The organism is Pseudomonas karstica (assembly GCF_009707515.1).
Classification (GTDB): domain Bacteria; phylum Pseudomonadota; class Gammaproteobacteria; order Pseudomonadales; family Pseudomonadaceae; genus Aquipseudomonas; species Aquipseudomonas karstica.
This window is the reverse complement of the sequence record NZ_WLYI01000022.1, coordinates 84541-105722: the sequence shown is the minus strand read 5'-3', so window position 1 is coordinate 105722 and position 21182 is coordinate 84541. Positions and strand designations below refer to the sequence as shown.

At 57.7% G+C, this 21182-nt stretch carries 21 protein-coding genes and 1 pseudogene; 9 read left to right on the top strand and 13 right to left on the bottom strand.

Annotated features, from left to right (window positions below; translation table 11 throughout):
• The first annotated feature begins 695 nt into the window (after window positions 1-695).
• Both GIR22_RS16815 and GIR22_RS16810 read left to right on the top strand, forming a co-directional pair.
• Window positions 696-1757 (top strand): HlyD family secretion protein, encoded by a 1062-nt coding sequence (locus GIR22_RS16815; RefSeq protein WP_154744437.1) that lies wholly within the window; start codon window positions 696-698, stop codon window positions 1755-1757.
• On the top strand, window positions 1747-2787 hold the full coding sequence (locus GIR22_RS16810; protein WP_154744428.1) for a DUF2955 domain-containing protein: 1041 nt from the start codon (window positions 1747-1749) through the stop codon (window positions 2785-2787). Before GIR22_RS16815 ends, GIR22_RS16810 begins: the two co-directional genes overlap by 11 nt.
• Window positions 2788-2863: 76 nt before the next feature.
• On the opposite strand, the gene GIR22_RS16805 is transcribed toward GIR22_RS16810, so the two are convergent.
• The 9 genes and pseudogenes from GIR22_RS16805 to GIR22_RS16770 all read right to left on the bottom strand — a co-directional run bounded on the left by GIR22_RS16805 (window position 2864) and on the right by GIR22_RS16770 (window position 11480).
• Window positions 2864-5074, bottom strand: coding sequence for an LTA synthase family protein (locus GIR22_RS16805; protein ID WP_154744427.1), 2211 nt, complete (start codon window positions 5072-5074; stop codon window positions 2864-2866).
• Between the two features lie 183 nt (window positions 5075-5257).
• Window positions 5258-5788 (bottom strand): HvfA family oxazolone/thioamide-modified RiPP metallophore, encoded by a 531-nt coding sequence (locus GIR22_RS16800; RefSeq protein ID WP_154744426.1) that lies wholly within the window; start codon window positions 5786-5788, stop codon window positions 5258-5260.
• A gap of 309 nt (window positions 5789-6097) precedes the next feature.
• Window positions 6098-6280 (bottom strand): annotated as a pseudogene (locus GIR22_RS26450) (acetamidase/formamidase family protein); the annotation flags it as partial.
• A 9-nt stretch (window positions 6281-6289) separates the two neighbouring features.
• Window positions 6290-7099 carry an HvfC family RiPP maturation protein gene (locus GIR22_RS16795; protein ID WP_154744425.1) on the bottom strand — a complete coding sequence of 270 codons (810 nt, stop codon included), beginning with the start codon at window positions 7097-7099 and terminating at the stop codon, window positions 6290-6292.
• Window positions 7092-7958, bottom strand: a complete 867-nt coding sequence (locus GIR22_RS16790) for an HvfB family MNIO-type RiPP peptide maturase (RefSeq protein ID WP_246208426.1) — start codon at window positions 7956-7958, stop codon at window positions 7092-7094. Before GIR22_RS16790 ends, GIR22_RS16795 begins: the two co-directional genes overlap by 8 nt.
• A gap of 114 nt (window positions 7959-8072) precedes the next feature.
• Window positions 8073-8579: an HvfX family Cu-binding RiPP maturation protein gene (locus GIR22_RS16785; protein ID WP_154744423.1), complete on the bottom strand. Its 507-nt coding sequence runs from the start codon at window positions 8577-8579 to the stop codon at window positions 8073-8075.
• Window positions 8580-8602: 23 nt separating this feature from the next.
• Window positions 8603-9229, bottom strand: a complete 627-nt coding sequence (locus GIR22_RS16780) for a ferric reductase-like transmembrane domain-containing protein (protein WP_154744422.1) — start codon at window positions 9227-9229, stop codon at window positions 8603-8605.
• Between the two features lie 203 nt (window positions 9230-9432).
• The gene (locus tag GIR22_RS16775) at window positions 9433-10743 is read right to left on the bottom strand and encodes an ATP-binding protein (protein ID WP_154744421.1); all 1311 of its coding nucleotides are present in this window, start codon (window positions 10741-10743) and stop codon (window positions 9433-9435) included.
• Entirely contained in the window at window positions 10740-11480 is a 741-nt protein-coding gene (locus GIR22_RS16770; RefSeq protein WP_154744420.1) for a response regulator, read from the bottom strand. The genes GIR22_RS16775 and GIR22_RS16770 overlap by 4 nt, the downstream gene beginning before the upstream one ends.
• Window positions 11481-11772: 292 nt before the next feature.
• On the opposite strand from GIR22_RS16770, the gene GIR22_RS16765 reads away from it, so the two are divergent.
• The 5 genes from GIR22_RS16765 to GIR22_RS16745 all read left to right on the top strand — a co-directional run bounded on the left by GIR22_RS16765 (window position 11773) and on the right by GIR22_RS16745 (window position 15730).
• Window positions 11773-12021, top strand: coding sequence for a hypothetical protein (locus tag GIR22_RS16765; protein ID WP_154744419.1), 249 nt, complete (start codon window positions 11773-11775; stop codon window positions 12019-12021).
• A gap of 37 nt (window positions 12022-12058) precedes the next feature.
• The gene (locus GIR22_RS16760) at window positions 12059-13285 is read left to right on the top strand and encodes a cytochrome c biogenesis protein DipZ (protein ID WP_154744418.1); all 1227 of its coding nucleotides are present in this window, start codon (window positions 12059-12061) and stop codon (window positions 13283-13285) included.
• 303 nt (window positions 13286-13588) lie between these two features.
• Window positions 13589-13807, top strand: a complete 219-nt coding sequence (locus GIR22_RS16755) for a phage infection protein (protein ID WP_154744417.1) — start codon at window positions 13589-13591, stop codon at window positions 13805-13807.
• A 381-nt stretch (window positions 13808-14188) separates the two neighbouring features.
• The gene (locus GIR22_RS16750) at window positions 14189-14452 is read left to right on the top strand and encodes a DUF2790 domain-containing protein (protein WP_154744416.1); all 264 of its coding nucleotides are present in this window, start codon (window positions 14189-14191) and stop codon (window positions 14450-14452) included.
• Window positions 14453-14518: 66 nt separating this feature from the next.
• Window positions 14519-15730 (top strand): PAS domain-containing sensor histidine kinase, encoded by a 1212-nt coding sequence (locus tag GIR22_RS16745; RefSeq protein WP_154744415.1) that lies wholly within the window; start codon window positions 14519-14521, stop codon window positions 15728-15730.
• A gap of 117 nt (window positions 15731-15847) precedes the next feature.
• Here GIR22_RS16745 and GIR22_RS16740 read toward each other — a convergent pair whose 3' ends face one another.
• The 3 genes from GIR22_RS16740 to GIR22_RS16730 are packed head-to-tail and all read right to left on the bottom strand — an operon-like array spanning window position 15848 to window position 18256.
• Complete coding sequence (locus tag GIR22_RS16740) at window positions 15848-16624, bottom strand: alpha/beta fold hydrolase (protein WP_154744414.1); 777 nt, start codon at window positions 16622-16624, stop codon at window positions 15848-15850.
• A 23-nt stretch (window positions 16625-16647) separates the two neighbouring features.
• Window positions 16648-17154 (bottom strand): cytochrome P460 family protein, encoded by a 507-nt coding sequence (locus GIR22_RS16735; protein WP_154744413.1) that lies wholly within the window; start codon window positions 17152-17154, stop codon window positions 16648-16650.
• Window positions 17155-17179: 25 nt separating this feature from the next.
• Window positions 17180-18256, bottom strand: a complete 1077-nt coding sequence (locus GIR22_RS16730) for an alpha/beta fold hydrolase (protein ID WP_154744412.1) — start codon at window positions 18254-18256, stop codon at window positions 17180-17182.
• Between the two features lie 374 nt (window positions 18257-18630).
• Here GIR22_RS16730 and GIR22_RS16725 point away from each other — a divergent pair, with 374 nt between their 5' ends.
• Both GIR22_RS16725 and GIR22_RS16720 read left to right on the top strand, forming a co-directional pair.
• Window positions 18631-19149: a Rid family detoxifying hydrolase gene (locus GIR22_RS16725; RefSeq protein WP_154744411.1), complete on the top strand. Its 519-nt coding sequence runs from the start codon at window positions 18631-18633 to the stop codon at window positions 19147-19149.
• A gap of 33 nt (window positions 19150-19182) precedes the next feature.
• Entirely contained in the window at window positions 19183-20118 is a 936-nt protein-coding gene (locus GIR22_RS16720; protein ID WP_154744410.1) for an MBL fold metallo-hydrolase, read from the top strand.
• 43 nt (window positions 20119-20161) lie between these two features.
• Here the strand turns inward: GIR22_RS16720 and GIR22_RS16715 are convergent, their stop codons facing one another.
• Window positions 20162-21112, bottom strand: a complete 951-nt coding sequence (locus GIR22_RS16715) for a GlxA family transcriptional regulator (protein ID WP_154744409.1) — start codon at window positions 21110-21112, stop codon at window positions 20162-20164.
• Between the last annotated feature and the right edge of the window lie 70 nt (window positions 21113-21182).

Here is a 21182-nt window from a genome sequence, read left to right as displayed (position 1 = left end):
CGCTCGGGAGGTAAAACGATGGTGGTCAAAACCCCCTCTTCGACCTCCCAGCTACCCGATACATTGCTGGTTCTTTGCGAGTATTGGTCCAAGAACCGGCTGGTGCAGGGTTTCTATACCGCACGTGACTTGATCCTCGCGCCCCCTGAGCAGGGTCGCGAACGATCATAGCGGTGTAGTCGTTGCGCCAGCCAGGAAGGATGCTGACTTCCTAGATACTCACTTGAACTGGCACACCCGTCTTGGGCTTGGCACTGCTCGTTTTATTTGCTCTCATGTTGGCCCTGCTCAATCTGCTATCGGATTACAGCAAATCGGGCCTCATTCTTTACTTGCCTCTCCCACCGTCAACAGCAGACAGATATCGCAATACAGGCAAAGACTCCTCCAATTGAGCCTGAATCTTTTGCATGACGCCCCGCATCAGCCGGCAAGTATCGGCGGGCGGCATCCTCAGCGGGCATTGCCTTGGCGACGCAGACTATTCCCGACTTGAATTGGGACTATCAAAAACTTAAATAGTCCTATTGTTCCTGCGCTGGGTAAAATCTGTCATCAAACACCTGCGCCTCCCCCCTTTCATCCCTTTGATTTTCTCACGACCCCTGGGCGCATCGAGCTCAGGACGACGATTAAATAATCAGGGATCGACATTCCTCCAATGGATCGCACATGACCGTTTTATGCAAGTTGCCATGACCCCTGACCAACGATTTTCCCGGCACGTCCGTTTTGCCATTTTGATATTGACCGGCCTGTTCATCTATTTCCTGGTAGCAGACCTCTATATGCCGCTCACCCCCCAGGCGCAATTAACGCGCTCTGTTGTGCGTATCGCGCCACGGGTATCTGGCCAAGTGATAGAAGTGACCGTGGTCAATAATCAACATGTCGAGGCCGGGCAGTTGCTGTTCCGGCTGGACCCCCGTCCTTTTGCTTTAAAGGTCAAGGAGGCGCAGTTGATGATCGAGCGCGCCCGACAGGACTACTCGGAGCGTGATGCAAACCTGGGCGCAGCGCAGGCCGATTTGTCAGCCGCCAAAGCTAAAGTTCAGGAATTGGCGGCTCAGGCGGGTCGTATTCGAACCTTGCATGAAAAGAACTTCGTTTCCACGCAACTGCGGGATCAGATCAACGCCAGCCTGATCATTGCCCAGGCACAGGTACGGGCCGCGTCCAGCACTATTGATCAAATCAAGGCGCGCAGAGGTGGCCCTGGCGACGACAATGTTCACATCCGCCAGGCGCATAACACGTTGGAGCAGGCCCGGCTGCAACTGGACTACAGCGAAGTCAGGGCTGAACGTGCGGGCGTGGTAGGCAATCTGCAACTCAGTCCGGGGGCGTACCTTCAGGCCGGCGCATCCGTCATGGCATTGGTGGAAGACAATGCCGATGTCACTGCCGACTTCAGAGAAAAGGCGTTGCGCTATGCGCAGCCAGGCACAACCGCCTCAGTGGTGTTCGATGCCCGGCCAGGGGAGATTTTTGCGGCGAGCATCAGCCACCTGGAGTCGGGGGTGAAAGAAGGCCAGATCGACGCAAACGGCGACCTGGCCGCCCCCCTGCAATCGGATCGCTGGGTAAGGGATGCGCAGCGCCAACGCATCCACTTGGTGTTCAGTGGCGACCTTCCACCCTCGCTGCCTTCTGGAGCGAAGGCAACCGTGCAGCTGTTTTCCAGCGACAATGTTGTGGCGCGCATAATGGGTGCGCTGCAAATCCGCCTCGTCAGCATTATCCATTATGTCTACTGAACCTGGCGGGCTCCATCGCCTGAGCGAAAATGACCTGCGTCAATGCCTGCGCATTGCCGGCGGTGGTACGTTGGGGCTGTTGATCTGCAAGGTGCTCAACCTGGAGTATGGCGCTTTTTTTTGCGTCTATCCGATGTTGGTCCTTGGTCTGGTTCCGACCTTGAATGCCCATCTGGTCCGACAGTTCCTGGCCCAGGGCGTGGTGGTCAGCGTGGAGGTCGGGGTGCTTTATGGACTGTTCGGTGATCGACCGGTGTTGGCGGTGCCCATCGTGTTCCTGTTGTTTCTATACCGCTTCGCATTGATGGCGAAAGGGCCACTGTTTTTTTTCAGTGCTTTAAGCGCGGTGTTTCTCTCGATTTTGCTGCACTTTTCCAGCTATCCACAAACCGATGTCATCGATCTGCTCTGGTGCAATGGCGCGGCGATCTGGCTCTCTGCGACGATCGCAGGCTTGATGTTTTACCTGTTTCCCGATGCAACACCCCGCGCGCCCAGGCAATCGATAGAAAAAGACCTGCCCAGCCAACGCCATGAAGCGCTGCTTGGCGCAACGGTTGCTACCGCGTCGTTTGTCGCCTTTCAATGCCTGGACTTGAAAGACTCATTGTCCGCGCAAGTGGCAAGCATCCTGATCCTGTTTCCGATGCACTGGAAAGGCGCGCATTTTGCCGGACGGATTCGTGCAATAGGCACGCTCATGGGATGCGCAGTGGGCTTTATCATGCAGTTGCTGCTCTACAATCATCATGACATTTTACCCCTGGTGCTCGTGATGTTCTGGGTGGCCTTGATGGTCTGCGGCCGCTGGCACTCCATGGAAAAAGGCGTACCGGGAATAGGCTTTGGCGCCATTACCACACTGGCAATTTTATTTGGCCAATACCTGACACCCTCCCATGACATCATGTTCGATATCTTTTATAGATTTACCTCTGTGTCGGTCGCGGTAATCCTGACCCTGACGCTTGTTTTCCTGATCCATGGATTTCTCAATCGGTTTGCCGTGACTCGGCACATGAGCCATTGATCTGGCCAGCGCTTACCCGGCCAGGGCTGGCGCAACTTTCAGCGCCATCAACGCTGCATGTCTTTTTCAGCGTTCCCTAGCTTGATTGAGCGCTGAGATCGACCGCAGGCTCATCTAGCACCTCTGGTGCTCCTGGCAACTCGGTAACGACACTGAAGTCACTCACCTCAACAGCACCGAGACCATAGCCTAGTAAATGGAAGGAGAATGCCTTGCGTGACTGCGGATTTTCAAAACTAAAATCCATTTCCAGCGGCTGATCAGCAGTGACTGTCATCTCTGCCGGCAGGCCCAGTTGGACATCCTGTTCGAATTCCTTGGCCTTGAGCTGTATGTGGGCGTCCTGTTGTGGATCCAGCGAGCGCACGGTCAGGCGCACGCGAGTGTGCGAGCCCTTGGGCATTTCCAGATACTGCGCGCCAATAAGGTTGTCGGCCCAGTCATCCTTGATTTGTGCTTTAAGCGGGATAATAGCGGGACTGCCGAATTGGTAGTGCTGGTTCAACTGCGTGCGGAGCAACGAATGATTCAGCGCTGTAGCTCTTGCTGTGATTTGTCGGGCACGACTGCCTGTGTATTGACCATTAAAGGTCGCCCGTTCGGCAATAAAGCCTTCACTGGCGTAATACCGACAGCGCTGTTGAAAGTCGCACTCGGTCAAGGTTCCCTGCCCATCGTGATAACGCAGCTTGCCGTTGGTGAATGAGATGATTTCGCGGCCTGTTTCATAGTCTCGAAACAGGGAGCGGCCGCTCAATGCCGAGGGGACCGGCAAGGCCAGATAGTCGAGTATCGAAGCGCTTAGATCGACATGCCCGTACACGCCTGACTTCACCTTGGGCAATTGCGCCTGTTCAGGGGCCAGCATCAGGTTGAACCCCCAGGAGGAAGCCAGGCGCACACCATCGATGCCGTGGGATTCGTCCGAGGTGATCACCACCAAAGTGTCTTTCAGGATGCCTTGTCGTTCCAGGCCGCTGAGGAACTGTCCAAGGGCATCATCCAGGTACCCGACGGCGGCCTGCTTGGGTGTTTCATAGCGCTGCAGGTACTCTTCAGGGGCCGAGTAGGGCTGGTGGGTGCCAACGGTCAGCAGCGTCAACATCCACGGCTTTTTCTGCTTTTTGAGTTGGCCGACATAATCCAGCGCCCCTTCGAAGAACGCCTTGTCATCTTTACCCCAAGGGAACTCCAGATAGTTGCTGTTAGTGAACCATTCCAAACCATGGGTAGCATCGAAGCCGATATGCGGCATGATCTGGTCCTTGGCCATGAAACGCAGGCCAGCCCCCTGAAGGTAGTGTGTAGCGAACCCGTACTTGTGCAGTTGGGCTGGCAAGCAGGCTTGGTTACGCTCGCTCTGGGTCAACATTTCGACCCCTTTGGGGGTGCCGTTGTCCAGCTTGTCGTAATCGCCGCAAAGCATGGCGTACAGGCCGCGAATGGTTTGGTGGCTGTGCAGCACATAGTCTGGGGTGTTCATGCCACGTTCTGCCCAGCGACTGAGATTAGGCATGAGGTTTTCTTGATAGCTGCTGTGCAGGGCCTGGCGATTGACCCCAACGTAGGCGCCGGGAATGCCTTCCAGCGTGATGATCAACACATTGCGCGCACGTCCCGGTGCCGCGAGCAGCTTCTGGCCAGCAAGATCGAGTTGAGTGAGCCCCTCCATTTGTGGCGGGACATCGACAACGTCACCCTCCAACCACTCTTCTGCGCGTATCTGAACCCCGCCAACGGTCTCGGCCAGCAACTGATGCGGGAGGCTGAACAAACGCCACTGATCCTCTTCCGAGGGGTATAGGTGCTGAGCGCCCCAATGGGCCAATAACAACAGCAGCGGTGCTGCCCACGCGCTCCGTGGCAAGCCTTGTACGGGAATGGAGCGCCCGACCCAATGGGTTATCAGCCAAATCACCAGCCCAAGTAACAGCGCTGCGGCGAACCAAGGTTGGGCGAAACCACCACCGGTGGAGTTCTCCAGGAACTGAGGGTCGACCAGGTAGTGCAGGTCTGAGGCGTTTGGAAGTCTACCGACCGCGCTGACCAGTTCGGCGGTAGCCAGCGTCATCACCCCCCAAGCCAGCAATACGGGAAGCGCTAGCCACCAGGGACGGCGATGCAGCAGTACGATGAGCAGGCTGGCTATTCCCAGGTCTGAAAGGTAGCCGAGCGGATTCGACCAACCCAGTGCCGCACGCAGGCACCAAGGCAGGACCAGGAGCAATCCTGTCAGAGCGATGAGGCGTGCATGGGGGTGCCGTAACCAGTAACGGATGACGTTCAAAAAAAGACCTTCCAGACATTAAATCTTCATATAAGTGTGCTGGATAGTACCAAACGATGGGGGAGTAGTGACTAAACGTGCCAGGCATTTATCCTTCGACAGAGGCCCTGGCGCAGTGCCATCAGGGCAAACCGCCCTCCCCGGCAACAGGCGCAGGGAGGGTGGAAAGCGCAGGTGCCGGAGTCAGCTCCGGGCTTTGCTCAGGCGGCTGAAAAGCTCGGTTGGCACTTTCTTGCCGTTGGACGTGTACTGGTTGCTCCTGAACGTGTAGACCTCGCCCTCGGAGAGATAACCATCTTTGTTGGTGTCCATCGCCTTGAACTCCTCACCACCTTTCGGGGCTGCGGCCAGGAGTTCCTTGAGCGAAACAAGGCCATCGCCATTGGTATCGGTGCGGGCGAAGGAGTCGTCGCCGCACTTGCCTTCCCCACATTTACCTTCGGCCGTGGTGGCTTTCGCATTGGCTTCGCTGGAGCCGCATTTGCCTTCCCCGCACTTACCTTCGGCCGTGGTGGCTTTCGCATTGGCTTCGCTGGAGCCGCATTTGCCTTCACCACACTTGCCTTCCCCGGCTTTGTCCGCCGCGGCCAATTGGTAGCCCTGAGGCAATGCCTCCACGGCAAAGGCGGCGGACGACGCCAGGCTCATGCCACCGGCTAAAGCAATGGCGGCCAGGCCGAGGCTGGTTTTGTTCGAGAACGGGATACGGTACATAGTGTTTCTCCAGATGCTGTGTGCGGCCAGGCCGCGGGTCATGCCACAAGGACGGGTAAGCACAAGGCGAGGTGGGAGAAGCCGGGAATCCCGTTGGCATCCTCCACCTCGATAGGGCAAACCTCATTCGGGCAAGACCATTTAGCCGCAGCAATGTATCTACGATGTATCGAGTGGAAACAACATTTGTAAGCCAACTCCCAAATGCCATGTCCGGATACAGCGAGATACAAGAAGCACGGATCCGGCTCGTCACCGGAGCCTGGTTGTATCAGGTGCTTGTGGGAGTCCCACGCTGATCAAGGCGTAGAAGGACGGTGTGATCATTGGCCCCCAGCAGCCCGGCGGCGTACCCGTGATCAGGGTTCCACCATCGGATAAGGGGCCCAGCATTGGCAGGCCGGGACCAATTATGCCGTTGGTGTAGGTCTGGCCCTTTAGCCTGTCCACTGCTGGACGCTCGGCGTTCATATCAGGTTGGGCTTTGACCATTTATTACGCCTATGCCCACATTGCGTGCGCAGTGATGCCGCTCAAATCAGGCGTGCTCGCCACGCCGACGACGGCCTGTTTATGCAGTCGGAGCAAGAGCACCAGCGCGTCGGCAACAAAGCTGGCCAAGTCTGGCGCGCCAGCCTCCCCGGCCAATGCCTGCAACTGCTCTTGGCCATCTAGCCCAGGGAACTGCTCGATCCGCTGCAGCAGACGCCATGCCAGCGGGCTGAGCTCAGAGAATCGCACCTGCCCACCCGGCACACGGCAGATCAGGAGTAACGTTGGCGGCTCCGGTGCTGCGGCTGGCAGGTGACCAGGCCCAAGCCGGTGTACAGCCCATGTGTAGGCCAGCGGCCAGGCGAGCGGTGACAACCGAAGCGGGCGTTCGAGTAACTGCTCGGCATCGCCTGCCTGAAACGGCGCCGCATCGACCTGTTGCAACGCCATCTCCACCCACTCGTAATGGGCGAGTTCGGGCAGGAACGGGTACCAGGGGTGTTCCTGGCCTGGCGACTCCTCCAGGCTGGCGACGAACGCGACAAACTCCCGGGCAACTTCACCGAAGTGCGGCGTTTGCGATCGGTAGTCACGCAAGAATCGTCGCACCAGGGCACGCCAACCGGCATCACCCAGCACGGCAATCAATACCGGAAATGTTCCGCCCAACAAACCCAGCAGGTTGTTGATAATCAGGTTGAGATAGACTTTCGCCCGTACGGGGTCCATCCCCGCCGGGGGCGCATGGCCGTCCGGGTCACGCAGGTAACGGGTCAGCGCGAGCTGTTGGCTGTGCAAACTCGGGGAGAAGTCAGCCATCGACGGCCACCCGCACCATCGCACCCGCTTCGCCTTGCAGCCGCCTGATGATATCCAGCTCGGCGACCAGCGCGTTGTAAGGTGGAAAGTTGAAATCGCGTTCGAGTAGCGTTGGTTTCGTACCAAACAACCCATAGGCTTGGGCCAGCAACGACCAGACTACCGGTTTGACCGAGGCACCATGGCTGTCGATTATCAAGTCATCGGCTTCGTCATAGTGTCCGGCCACATGCATGGCGATCACACGGTTTGGCTCCACACCTGCCAGGAAAGCCTTCGGGTCAAAACCGTGGTTCACCGAGTTGACGTACACATTGTTGACGTCGAGCAAGAGGTCGCAGTCGGCTTCGCGCAGTACCGCATTGGTGAAGGCCAGCTCGTCCATGTCCTGATGTGCAGCGGCGTAGTATGAGACGTTCTCCACCGCCAGCCGACGACCGAGGATGTCCTGTGCACAACGGATGCGCGCAGCGACGTGATGTACCGCCTCCTCGGTGAATGGTAACGGCAGCAGGTCGTAAAGATGTCCGTCGTCGCTGCAATAACTCAGATGTTCGCTGTAAAGCGGCACATTGAAACGATCGAGAAACCCGCGTATCTGCTCAAGCAAGGCTTTGTCGAGCGGCGCACTGCCACCTAGCGATAGGGACAGGCCGTGACACGACAGCGGATAGCGCTCGGCCAGCGACTGCAGGGCCTCGCCGTGAGCGCCACCGATACCGATCCAATTTTCCGGGGCCACCTCCAAAAAGTCGAAATCACCGGAGGGTGCGTCACGCAGCATGCTGAGCAGTGCACGGCGCAACCCAAGCCCTACGGCAGCCTGAAAAGGTGGCCGTGAAGCCTCTGGAGGAGCCATATGTATCGGTGAGGAGATGTTTGTTTGCATGAGTTTGATTCTCCGATCCAGTATTAGAAAGGTGAGGACACCCCTGTACGCGATGGATAGACGCACGGCCGGGTTTCAGCGTGTTTAGCGACGCTTGACGCATCGCTCAATGAGCGCATCCAGGCTCAGCTTGCCGGCGCCCATGAACAACAGCGGCAGCAGCGCTACGAGATAGATCAAGGGCAGTTTGTAATTGCCATAGCCTTTGTTGCTGATGGAATAACCTTGGGCTAGTTCGCTCAATGTCGACCAATCGGCTGGCCAGTGGACTGCGGCTGTTGCCACGACGGTTACCACTATCAGGATAAGTGCCGAGAGGCGTGTTCCCAGGCCTACAAGCAGGGCAATGGAGCAAAGCAATTCGGCCCACATTGAGAGCTGCCAATTCAGCGTCGCCGGCACATAGTTAAATGGAAAAGGAAAGGCAGCCTGGATGCCCTGGAACCAATTTTCACCGTTCCATTTCTCCAGGCCCGCCTCGAGAAATTCCCACGCCAGGAAAACTCGCAGACTTAGTGGTGCGACCCAGTCTCCTGCACGATCAAGGTTAAGGTGCAGCCACTTCAGGGTTGATGAGATGTTTGCGTGCATGGGTTTAATCCTCCGATTGATTGTCATGAAAGTGGCTGCCGGATCTGACTGCGCTTGTTGGCCTGAGCCAGCTTGCCGACCAGGCGGATGGCTATGGCAGCACAGGTGATGCCGAACGGCAGCACGTACCAGGCGTTCATGGGGATGCGCTTGAAGTTGGCGTAGGCGAACACAGCAACGATGATCCACATGCCGGTCGTATGCAGGACCTTCCAGGCTTTCGCCCCCAGCAGGTGTGCCGGGCCTTTGAACGAGGTGAGTGCCATCAGCAGGATGAACACATAGGCGACCGTGCCTGGGGTGTTGTCGATTACCGTACGCACCGGCCAGAACTCTGTATTCAGTTGCCCGTAGGCATAGATCAATACGGCATGGACAAAATGGGAAAAGGCGAAGGCCAGGCCAATAAAGCGTCGCTCGCGCACCAGGGCTTTAGAGAATGACGAGGGGACCAGGACAACAAAGGCAGAGGCGGTAAAGGCTGCGAGAAACAATGCAAAGGATGAACGTGCAGTGGCGCGAACGGCACTGCGTAACCCCTCGATCAGATCCGGCTGCAGCGCCACGGCCAGCGCACTCATCACCAGGATCAACAGTGCGAGCAGGCTGAACAGTTGCCAGCCTTTGAAGGTTGGGGTTTGGGTGATCATGACAATACTCCTGTGGCAAGGGCCTTCGCCATCCGGGGTGCCCGGATAGCCAGCCGAAGGTTGGGAGTCTTGCAAGAGCATGTACGCCAGTCATGTCTGAAACCGGCCGTTGCGCAACATTGTGTGTGTACTGCAGCGGTCGATACAGTCCCATACAAATGGCCAGCCGGCCTGAACCAAAACCGCCGTACATCGGTGTTGTTCTATTGGCCCCCGGCCAGGGTCAGGGTTACGCAGAGGCCACCGCCCTCGCGGTTGCCCAGGGTCAGCGAGCCGCCAATGGCCTCGGCCAATTGCTGGGCGATGGCCAGGCCCAGCCCCGTGCCGCCACTGCTGCGGTTGCGGGAGCTTTCCACGCGGTAGAACGGTTTGAAGACTTCGTCCAGCACGTCTTCGTCAATGCCGGGACCACGGTCCAGCACCTTTATCGATAGGCCCGCCTCTGCCCGGCCTTCCACCAGTACCTCGGCGGCACCGGAGAACTTCACTGCGTTGTCCACCAGATTGACCAGAATCCGTCGCAGGGCATGGGGGCGGGTATCGATAACTGCGCCATTTTTTCCTGCAAGCGTCACCGCCTGCCCGGTGTCCTGATAGTCGAAGACCAGGCTGTCGAGGAACGAGTCCAGGTTGATGCGACAACTGGTCTCGGTGGCGCCATGGATGCTGCGTGCATAGGCAATGCCTTCGCGCACCAGGTGTTCTATTTCATTGAGGTCATGGACCAGCTTGTCCTTCTCGGCCGACTCGTCGGCGAATTCAGCACGCAGCTTCATTCGGGTAATGGGTGTTTGCAGGTCATGGGAGATCGCTGCGAGCAGTTGCATGCGCTCCTTGAGGTAGGCGGCGATGCGCTCCTGCATGGTGTTGAAGGCTTTGGCAGCATGAGCCACCTCTGTGGGGCCGCTTTCATCCAGGTGCACGGGATGTGCATTGGGGTCGAGGTTCTCTACCGCCTCGCCCAATCGGGTCAGCGGCCGAACCGCGATTCTGACGGCGAGCCAGGTGCAGCCGATCATCAGCATGAGTTGACCGAGCAGGACGAAGGGCAGCCATGGCGACAGTGGCACCATGGCGGGCCAGACGTCGATGGTGACCGGGTTGCCGTCACTTAACTGCAACTGCACCTGGAAGTGTTGCCTGAGGCCGGGAATCTCAACGAATGTCAACGCGTAATCATGGCCGATGGCGGCTTCGATCGAGTTCACTGCGATGGGTATGTTGTCCTGATCCATCGGCACACCGGGCTCGCGCTCGCTCAGCAGATAGCCGTAGGTACGGCGCTGCAGACGATCGAGCCAGCCCGGGCGCTCGTCGGCAGGCAAACGGTCGAGGATGGCGATGGAGGTCGAGACGTCGGTTTCAAGGTTGCCCAGCATCGTCGACTTCGCGCTCTGGTAGCGCTCGTAGTACTGGGCACCGAACGACAGGGCTTGCGTGAGAATCAGGCCAACGAGAAAGATCAGCGACAGGCGTGAGGCCAGGGTGCGCGGCCAATGCAGCGCGACGTTCATGGCTGCTCCGGGAGGATTTCGACGGGAAAGGTGAACACGTAGCCTTCACTGCGCACCGTTTTGATATAGGCCGGGTCGCGCGCGTCATCCAGCAAGCGCTGGCGCAGGCGGCTGACCAGCAGGTCGATGGAACGATCGAACAGGTCGGCATCGCGCCCCTGGGTCAGGTTGAGCAATTGATCGCGACTGAGCACCCGCTGTGCATGATCGAGGAATACCCGCAGCAACCGGTACTCGGCCCCGCTCAGGGCCACCAGGGTGCCGTCTTGATCAAGCAGGTGGCGCGCGGTGGTGTCGAGACGCCAGCGACCGAACCCCAGTAGCCGCCCACTTTCGCTGACCACCAGGTTGGGCGGCAGCATCCGTGTACGCCTGAGCACGGCGTTGATCCGCGCGAGCAGCTCACGGGCAGAAAACGGCTTGACCAGGTAATCATCAGCCCCCATCTCCAAGCCGATGATGCGGTCGGTTTCGTCGTTGCGCGCGGTAAGCATCAACACGGGAGTCTTCTTGTGCTTGCCGGCGCGTAGTTCGCGACACAGCAATAGACCATCGTCGCCCGGCATCATGATGTCGAGCACGATCAGGTCAACCTGATTGGCCTCCAGGAAGGCCCGCATCTGGCGGCCGTCTGCCATTACCGTGGTGCGCAACCCGTTCTTCTTCAGGTAGTTGCCCACAAGCTCTCTGATCTCGCGATCGTCATCAACGATCAACACATGATCGACATGCTCCATACCCTCAACCTCTCAGTGTGTGCTGGTTACCCAGTGTAACGAGGCGTCAGGCTTCTGCCCGCAAGCCTTTGTATTGCAGTGTATCGGGCGCGTCATGGATACACGCGTATGCAAATCGGGGCGATCGTATCCCACTGTATCGCAACCCCTCTTCGACACTTAATGAATTCAACAGCGGTAATGCCCGACACATCCGAGATACCCGGCAGGCATCCAATGGGCTCCATCGAGGCGTTATCACTGGCCTCGGCAATCCCACAACGATCTACCCATTGAATGCGAGGAAAAGATCATGAACCACATAAAGAGCTTTTTGACCGCGGTTTCCTTTTCCATTGCAGGTGCCGCCGCGCACGCCAACGCAGCTATTGAACAGAGTAGCTGTGGCAGCGCCACATGTTTTCAACTGACGCCCGTGAGTGGAAAAGACACGCATGCCCGCCTTGCTACTGACGGCGCCAGCCGCACTGCGCAAGAACAACCGGTGCACGACCAGACGGCCGGAAGCACTCCTGAAATCAACACCCGCGCGCCTCGTTGATCGGGGCGCTTTGTGAACACATTTGCCAGGTGATCTCATGCTCCTTATCGCTTTCCTGGGCGGCATCTTGACCGTCCTCAGCCCCTGCATTCTTCCGGTGGTGCCGTTTCTGTTCGCTGGCACCGACCGTAAGCGCTCATCAATCCTGCTCACCCTCGGGGGTATGGCCCTGACTTTCGCCTTGATCTCCAGCCTGGCCGTGGTCGGCAGCGAATGGGTCATTCAAGCCAGCAATGCCGGGCGGTATATTGCGCTCATGGTGATGGCACTGTTCGCGTTATCACTGATTTTCGCACGGGTCGGCGGATGGCTGGCACGCCCATTGGTGGCGCTCGGTAACCGAATTGCCCCCAACACACGACAGATGTCTGGTCCGCTGGGCTCGGTGATGATTGGTGTCGCCACCGGGCTGCTGTGGGCGCCATGCGCCGGGCCTATCCTCGGGGTAATTCTGACGAGTGCCATGCTCCAGGGCGCTAACGCGCAAACCAGTCTTTTGCTGGTTGCATACGGCCTGGGCAGCGCCCTTTCGCTCGGCATCCTGATCTTCGCCGGCCGCGGGCTGGCCAAACGACTGAAACCGTCGATCCCCATCACTGGCATGCTTCGACGCTTGGGTGGAGTAGCCGTCCTGGCAACAGCAGCGGTGATCGCCACCGGAACCGACAACGTGCTGCTCGCCAGTACATCTTCCGAAGGTGTTGCCAGCATAGAGAGGCGTGTGCAGGAAACCATCCCGAAAATTATCGATTACTTCGCCAGCCAGGTTAAGGCAGACACCTCATTGGACGCGGCTAAAGGTGCTATGCCCTCGATAGCCGGTGCCGTGCAATGGCTCAACTCGCCAGAGCTGAGCAACGAATCACTGAAAGGTAAAGTAGTGCTGGTGGATTTCTGGACCTATGACTGTATCAACTGTCAACACACCCTGCCTTACGTTAAGAACTGGGCGCAAAAGTACGAAAAGGATGGACTGGTGGTGATTGGCGTCCATACGCCAGAGTACGGTTATGAACGCATCATCGATAACGTCAAACATCAGGTAAAAAAACTCGGTATCACCTTCCCGGTAGCGATCGACAACAACTATGCGATTTGGCGTAATTTTGATAACCAGTACTGGCCGGCTCATTACTTGATCGATGCAAAAGGTCAGGTGCGTTACACGCACTTTGGTGAGGGGCGCTACGAAGCACAAGAGAAGATGATTCAGCAACTGCTGGAAGAGGCCCATACCAGTACCACTTCACCCACAGCCGCCTAACCGTTAAGCCAATAGTTCATGGATGAGTCCATGAACTATTGGCCTGTTCGTTCAGGATGGCTGCATAGCTATCAAGACCACTTTGCAACAACTTCGCCTACGTCGAGAAAGCGGCACGCTGCCCACACTTCACCCCCTTTCAAAATATTGTGTACCCGTCTGTATCAGAACCCCGGACGGATACGCAGGCACCGATTTCGAGGCGCTCAAGCACACATCACCGATACACCCAAGCGTTTAACTATGTTCATCGGATAGCAGCAGCTACCGACCCACTCAAACCAAATACGCGGAGCAACTCCCATGTTCAATTTCTCGAAAGTTTCATCCCTGGCACTCGGTCTGGCACTGGTAGGCGGTCTCGGTTTATCGAATCTGGTGTCGGCCAATACCCTGAGTGCGGTGTCTCACGGCCAGATCCCGCAATTGCTTGTGGAAGGCGGCGCTGATCGCTTGAACCAGAATCGTGTGGCTGAGGGCGGTGCAGACCGCTTGCAAGAAGTGCGCGAGCGTGTCGCCTAACGCAGTGCGCGACGGTGTGATCGTTGCCATGTTCGGCTAGAGATATCAGCGGTATTGATTCCGATAAGCCAACACCCCAAGCCCGGAGGCCAAAAGCCCTGGGCTTTTTTGCACGTAAAAAAAATACTTCACGGATTACCGGGATAGACGCTATTGGCCGTCATGAAAATATTGAGGTGAGAGGCTTATTTACGTGCCCTCTTCCGGCAACGTTTGTATTTACGTGTATCAGCAGTCACCCAAGATACGCACCGAATTACACGAGCCTGTTTGCGACACAGACGAGATACCTCGCGGGCTTCTAATAGGTTCCATCGAGGCAAACCCAAACGCCTCGATTCAATTGAACGACCTACCCATTAAAGCCTTTAGGAAACCACAATGAATACTAAAACTGTCGTCGCCGCTTGCCTGTTTGCCGCACTGAACATCTGCACCCTGTCGGCCCACGCCGAAGCAGATATCACCCCCAAAACCTACACCTACGGCACGCACCTGGACATCAAGAAGGTCGTGTCGCTGAAGCAGGACGCCACGCCTTCCTGCGGAGTGGTGAATGCCCGGATGACCTACCTGGACTCCCAGGACAGAACCCAGGTCCTGGATTACAGCAAGGTTTCTGACAGCTGCAACTCAGACAGCTGAGCCCTTCGCTTGCCCATTGCCCAAATCGATCCTCGAGTACAACCACCTGTCGTTGAAGGTCCAGGTATGAACAATCAGTTGAACCGCGTCATCGAGGCACTGCCTGCCATCGCCTGGATGGCAACGGCAGAAGGCGGGATCGATTTTTTCAATCAGCGCTGGTACGACTACACCGGCCTTGAACTTGAGCATGACCAACGCCGGGGCCTGGAGGCGGCCGTCCACACGGAAGACCTCAGCCGCCTTGTCCAAAGTAGGCAAACGACAGCGCCATCGGAGCTGGTCCACGAACTGGAGATACGACTGAAGCGTTTCGACGGTGTTTACCGGTGGTTTCTGTTAACCCTGTGTACATTGCCCGCTACCACAGACCTCGCTTGGATAAGGTGTGGAATTTGCACCGATATCGATGACCGAAAGCGAGCCGAGGCAGCACTGGCCGAGTGCAGGCAGCACCACCTCAGCTACATCGCCCGCACTGACTTCGAGCGCACTCAGTCCGAAGACACCCTGAATAAGATGCGATCGGAACTCGCTCACATGACCAGGGTAGCCAGTCTCGACACTTTGACCGCCTCGATTGCCCATGAGGTGAATCAGCCTCTGTCCGGCATCATCACCAACGCTAGCACTTGCCTGCGCATGCTTGTCGCCGATCCACCGAACATCAACGGTGCCCTGGAAACCGCGCGCCGTACTATTCGCGATGGTAACCGTGCTGCGAATGTGATTTCACGTCTGCGCACGCTGTTCAGCAAGAACGTCGTCAATGTTGAAGCTGTAGACCTGAACGAATCGACCCGCGAAGTGCTGGCGCTGACCTGCAGCGAATTGCAACGCAACGACATCACCACGCATCTGGACCTGGCCGACAATCTGCCACGGGTCCCCAGTGACCGAGTGCAACTGCAGCAAGTCATCCTCAATCTGTTACTCAACGCCTGCGAAGCCATGATCGACATCGACGACCGCCCGCGCCTGCTGCTGATCCGAACCGGACATGACACGCACCATGTGCGCCTGGAAGTGCGCGATGCGGGATGCGGTGTTGAGCCTGGCGACCTCGAAAAAATCTTCGATGCCTTCTACACCACCAAACAGGTTGGCATGGGCATGGGGTTATCGATCAGCCGGTCGATCATTGAAAGTTACAACGGCCAACTCTCGGCTACCCGCAACGATGGTCACGGTGCCACGTTCTGGTTTGCTCTTCCGCGCCAATCATCTTGCGAACCAACACCTGCAAGCCCACCTCATCTGACAATGACTTTTCAATGAAACGGCCAAGGCAAAGCTGCTGGTAAAATCTGACCGACCATTGGCCGCACCGGCGCAAGAGTTGCTGAATTGGGTGCTGCGACGCCTGCCGACGCTCACGTTAGAGCCCGGCCAAAATCACTTTGTCGCGGCCGCTTTTTCAATCATTCGAGCCACCGGTTCCGGACTTGAAACCAACACGACGTGGGACGCCCCTTTCACGACTTCCACAGCCTTGGCTTTGGCTCGCTTGGCCATGAACTCCATGGCCTGCGGTGGAATGTTTTTGTCCTTGTCGCCATAGATGAACCAGGACGGAATACGCTTCCAGGCCGGCGTGCCTGACTTCTCGTTCAGCGCCGCGTCGGTTACCGGGCGCTGAGTCGCCGCCATTACCGCGGCTTCTGCGGCGGTGACGTCAGCAGCGAACTGATCGTGGAATTTAGCCTGCTGGATGTACAAATCCTTACCGCCATCAACCAGCACGACAGGCGCCGCGAGAGTTGGGCCAAGGGTACTTCCCGGGAACTTGCCGGCCAGCTCGGCAACGGTCTCACCCTCCTCCGGCGCGAACGCACTGACGTAAACCAGCGCCTTTACATTGGCCTGGTTGTTGGCTGCCTCACTGATGACATTGCCGCCATAAGAATGGCCGACCAGTACAACGGGCGACTTGATGCTGGCCAGCAAAGCGGAAACAGCCGCACCATCACCCTTTACGCTGCGTAATGGATTGGCTGCGGCAACAACCGTGTAGCCATCTTTTTCAAGAATTTTCACCACGCCACTCCAGCTCGATGCATCGGCAAAAGCGCCATGCACAAGCACCACAGTGGGTTTTTCATTTTCCGCGAACGCGTTGGTACCGATGATCAGGCTGGCGGTAACTGCCAGTGCGGTCACTAATTTTTTCATTGAGAACTCCTTGGATGACTGGATTATGGCGCGAAACGTGTGAAGACAAAGTCGTGGTTCTGCACTCGCGCCTGGTGGCAGGCAAAGCAGGTTTTGTGCTGGGTTTCATCGGCCGGCTTGCCGTCTATAAAACGGCCAAAACCCCAGCCACCGGTTGATGCATATTTTTTTGAATCCTTGACCATGACCTGAACGGTAGTGGCCGCACCGGGAATCGAGGCCGGAGGGAATTCAGGGGACTGGATGTGTTGCCAGGCAAGCTTCACCAACACTGTGCCGTCAGGGAACGGCAGCATTGACTCCTGATAAGCCTTCATCGCCAAGTTGTTGCCTAGAACCGCTCGAAGTTCGTCCAGCGGTGGCGCTTCCTGTGCCGGTGCTACCAGCGACCATTTGCGATAACCATCAGGAAGCTTGACGCCGAAGATCGGTGAAGCAGCGCCTTGACCGGTGTCGCCCAGGGCAATACCGGTCAAGGCCAGTGCGGTGCATGCAATGGCGGATAAAATTGCCAGGTGTTCAAGTTTCATCGCTGCGCTTCTCTTCAGCCTGCTATCAAAGATGATCGGCATCGATCACAGCCTGAGCGAAAGCCTGCGGCGCTTCTTGCGGCAGATTGTGACCAATGCCGCCGCTGATTAATCGGTGCTCATACTTTCCAGTGAAGCGCTTGGCATAGGCCTCGGCAGGTGGATGTGGTGCGCCATTTGCGTCACCTTCCATGGTGATGGTTGGCACGCTGATGGATGGAAAGGCCGATAGTTTCTTCTCCAGCGGGTCATACTTGGCCTCCCCTTTGACCAGGCCCAGACGCCAGCGGTAGTTGAAAATTGTTACGGCGACGTGGTCGGGATTTTTCAAAGCTGCGGCGCTTCGGTCATAAGAGGCGTCGTCGAAGTCCCACTTCGGCGAGGCCAGCTTCCAGATCAGTTTGGCGAAGTCGTGGGTGTTTTTTTCGTAGCCCAGGCGGCCGCGTTCCGTCGCAAAGTAGTACTGATACCACCACTGCAACTCGGCGGCAGGCGGCAGCGGTGTCTTGCCTGCTTCCTGGCTGCCGATCAAGTAACCGCTCACCGCCACCAGCGCTTGCACTCGCTCCGGCCATAATGCGGCGACGATGTCAGCCGTGCGTGCGCCCCAGTCATAACCGGCGAGCACCGCCTTGTTGATTTTCAACGCGTCCATAAAGTCGATCAGGTCGCTCGCTAGCGCAGCAGGTTGACCGTTGCGAACAGTCTTGTCCGACAGAAAATGTGTCCCGCCATAACCGCGTGCATAAGGAATCAATACACGATAGCCCTTCTGCGCCAGCGCAGGCGCCACGTCGGTGTAACTGTGAATATCGTATGGCCAGCCGTGCAGCAAGATGACCACAGCCCCATCGGCTGGACCGACTTCGGCATAGGCAACATCCAGCAGCCCGGCCTTGACATGCTTCAACCGGCCGAACGAGACGTTACTTCCTGCAGTGATGGACCCAATGGTGCCCGCTGGCACGTCGGCGGCGCTCGCTTGCGATGAGGCTACATTCAAAGCCCCCAACTGCATCAATGCGCTTGCCAGAATGGAGCGGGTGAGCAGGCGCCAATGCCGCCGCGTTGTGGATGTGTGGGTCGATACAATCGTGTTCATGATGAGTCTCCCTTGCAACGGCTGGTCGGCTGTTCCCATGCAACGACTGTTGCCGGGGCTGATCGCGGGCCAAAACACAGGCCCGGCTGCGATCACTGCGACTGTTCGGCTTACGCAGACTGATCAGACCATCCTGTTGCTGCCAGCGCTATTGCACGATGGTGTCGATCGGCGCCTTGGTATTGCGCTGGGATCTGCCCTAAGCAGTTGGAAAACACGATTGGCTTCATGTATCACAGAGTGTCCAGAGGGCCCTGGGATACACCGCCTTTAATTCACCGATACTCTTGAAACAGCCCGGATACATCGTTGCGCTCAACTGTGAGCCAGGCAGGAGGGATGCCCTCTCCTCCTTGATCGCAGGAGCGACTCCAATGTTTAAGACCGACGTCCCATTGATTGCATTCGGCATCAGCAGCACCATCAAACGCTACTGGCCTGTCTCCACTGCCCTCGCGATAGCGCTGGCCGTGCATTCGTCATTCTCCGCCGCCAGCCCGCAACACGCTGAACAGCGAAACCTTGTGACCGCCAATGCCCCCACCGCGATAGGTCCGTACGCCCAAGCCGTCAGGGCCGGGGAGACCTTGTACCTGTCGGGGCAACTGCCAATCGACCCTGCCAGTGGCGCCTTTTTAGCCGATGCTCCGATCGAGGTACAAACTTCGCGGGTACTGGACAACATCCAGGCCGTGCTGGCCGCCGATGGTCTGGAAATGCGCGACATCGTGTCCACCACGGTGTACCTCAAAGACTTGAATGACTTCACCAAAATGAATGAGGTATACGCCAGCTACTTCAAGCAGTCGCCACCGGCCCGGGTCACCGTGCAGGTCAGTCGTCTGCCGAAGGATAGCGCTATCGAAATTTCATCAATCGCTCAACGCCGTTAATCCGTGCCCAGGCACCGGTTGAGGAGCGCGCCAATGGTTTCCCTATACGATCGGCTGAGTTACTTCGCAGGCGTGCTATTGATGGCAGTGCTCTGCGTGTGCTTGGAAACCTGCCCAGCCAGGGCCGCGCAAGCGCCCGTGGCGCCGCTGGAACTGCTGGTGCTTGGTTCAGGCGGGCCAGGGGCCGGGGGCCGGGCCGGCGCCGGTTACGTGCTATTGCTCGATGGTACGCCGCGCATCCTGCTGGATGCGGGGCCGGGAACGTTCGTACGCCTGGGTGAAGCCAGGCTTGATGTTCGCAACCTGAACATCGTGTTGCTGACGCACCTGCATGCGGACCACGTTGGCGAACTGCCAGGGTTCGTCAAGGCCCGGGCTGTGGCCGCCCGCTCAGACATTAACTTCGATGTGTTCGGCCCCGGCACGGCGCCGTCGTTTCCGTCCACCCGCCAGTTCATTGATTTGATGTTCGGCCAGCATGGCGCTTTCGGCTACTTGCAGGATTTCGCCGGTACAGTAACGTTCAGCACCACCGACCTGGACAACATCAGCAGCGTTAAAACCCTCTACAGCCAGGATGGGCTGGAAATCCACGCCATCGCCGGTCATCACCGCGATGCACCGGCGGTGATATACCGCGTCGACTACAAAGGTAAAAACATCACCTTCAGTGGTGACATCGATGAACACGGTCATGCCGCGCTAAGGCAGATCGCCAAAGGTTCCAACCTGCTGGTGTTCAATGCGCCAATACTTGATCCGCCGAATTCACCGGCCGCGTTATACGCCTTACATACGGCCCCGGTTGATATTGGCAGGATCAGCGCGACGGCTGCTGTGTCGAGCCTGTTACTCAGTCACCTGTCCCGCGACATTGATGAGTCTCGCGATGCCGTGACACGTTCCATTGGCCGTAGCTACCAAGGCCCGGTGCAGTTTGCCAAGGATGGGTTGCGGATCCGGCTATGAATACGCTTGATCGCTGCAGCGCAGCCCTGGCCTCTTACCCACTTCAAGCTTTGTCGCGGCGCGCATCACGCCGCAGAGCCAGGGGTGTCACACCAAAACCGCGCAAGAATACTTCACGCAAATGGCGGCGGTCGCGAAAACCGCTTTCCCTGGCAATGGTGTCCAGGCTATGGCGACCCTGCTCGATCATCAGCCGAGCGGCTTCAAGACGCAGAGATTCAATTGCCTTGGCCGGGGACTGGCCGGTTTCCGCCGTGAACACCCGGGTAAATTGACGTGGGCTCAGGTGCACGCTTTCCGCCAGTTGCTCAACGCTCAGCGAATTGGCCAGGTTACGCCGCGCGTAGTCCAGCGCACTCTGGATACGATCCGACTTGGGGGCCAGCATCAGCAACTCGGAATGTTGTGACTGTCCGCCCGAACGCCGCTGGTGCATGACCAGCTTGTGCGCCACGGAACGAGCGACATCCACGCCCAGATCTTTTTCCAGCATGCCCAGCGCCAGATCAAGGCCCGCGGTCATGCCGGCAGATGTCCAGAGAGGACCATCAATAATGTAGATGCGGTCATCCTCGACCTTGATGTCCGGATGCCGACGCTGCAACTCCTTAGAGTAAGCCCAGTGCGTGGTGGCGCGACGGTCGGCCAGCAACCCGGCCTCGGCCAGCACGAAACCACCGGTGCAGATTCCCGCCATGCGTCTCGCCTGAGCACCGGCTTTCCGGGCAAATGCCAGCAGTTCAGGGGAAGACGGGTTCGTAAGCGGCGTATTCACGCCGGTGAATATCCAGGTTTCAGCCAGCCCTGGAATGCTCAATGGCGACGTTTCGACGAGCATGCCCAAGGATGAGCGCACCAGTCCGCCCGCCACGGAAAAATTCTCGATGGCATAAAACTGATCGCCGGCTACCACGTTAGCGTACTCAAACACTGCCTGGGATGCCAACGACATCACTTGAAAGCCGTCCGCCAGTACATAGCCGATACGGTGCATGTCTGCCTCTTGATTCAACGTCCTTAAATACGACCATAAACGTCATTTAAGACACCGTCAAATCACTTCA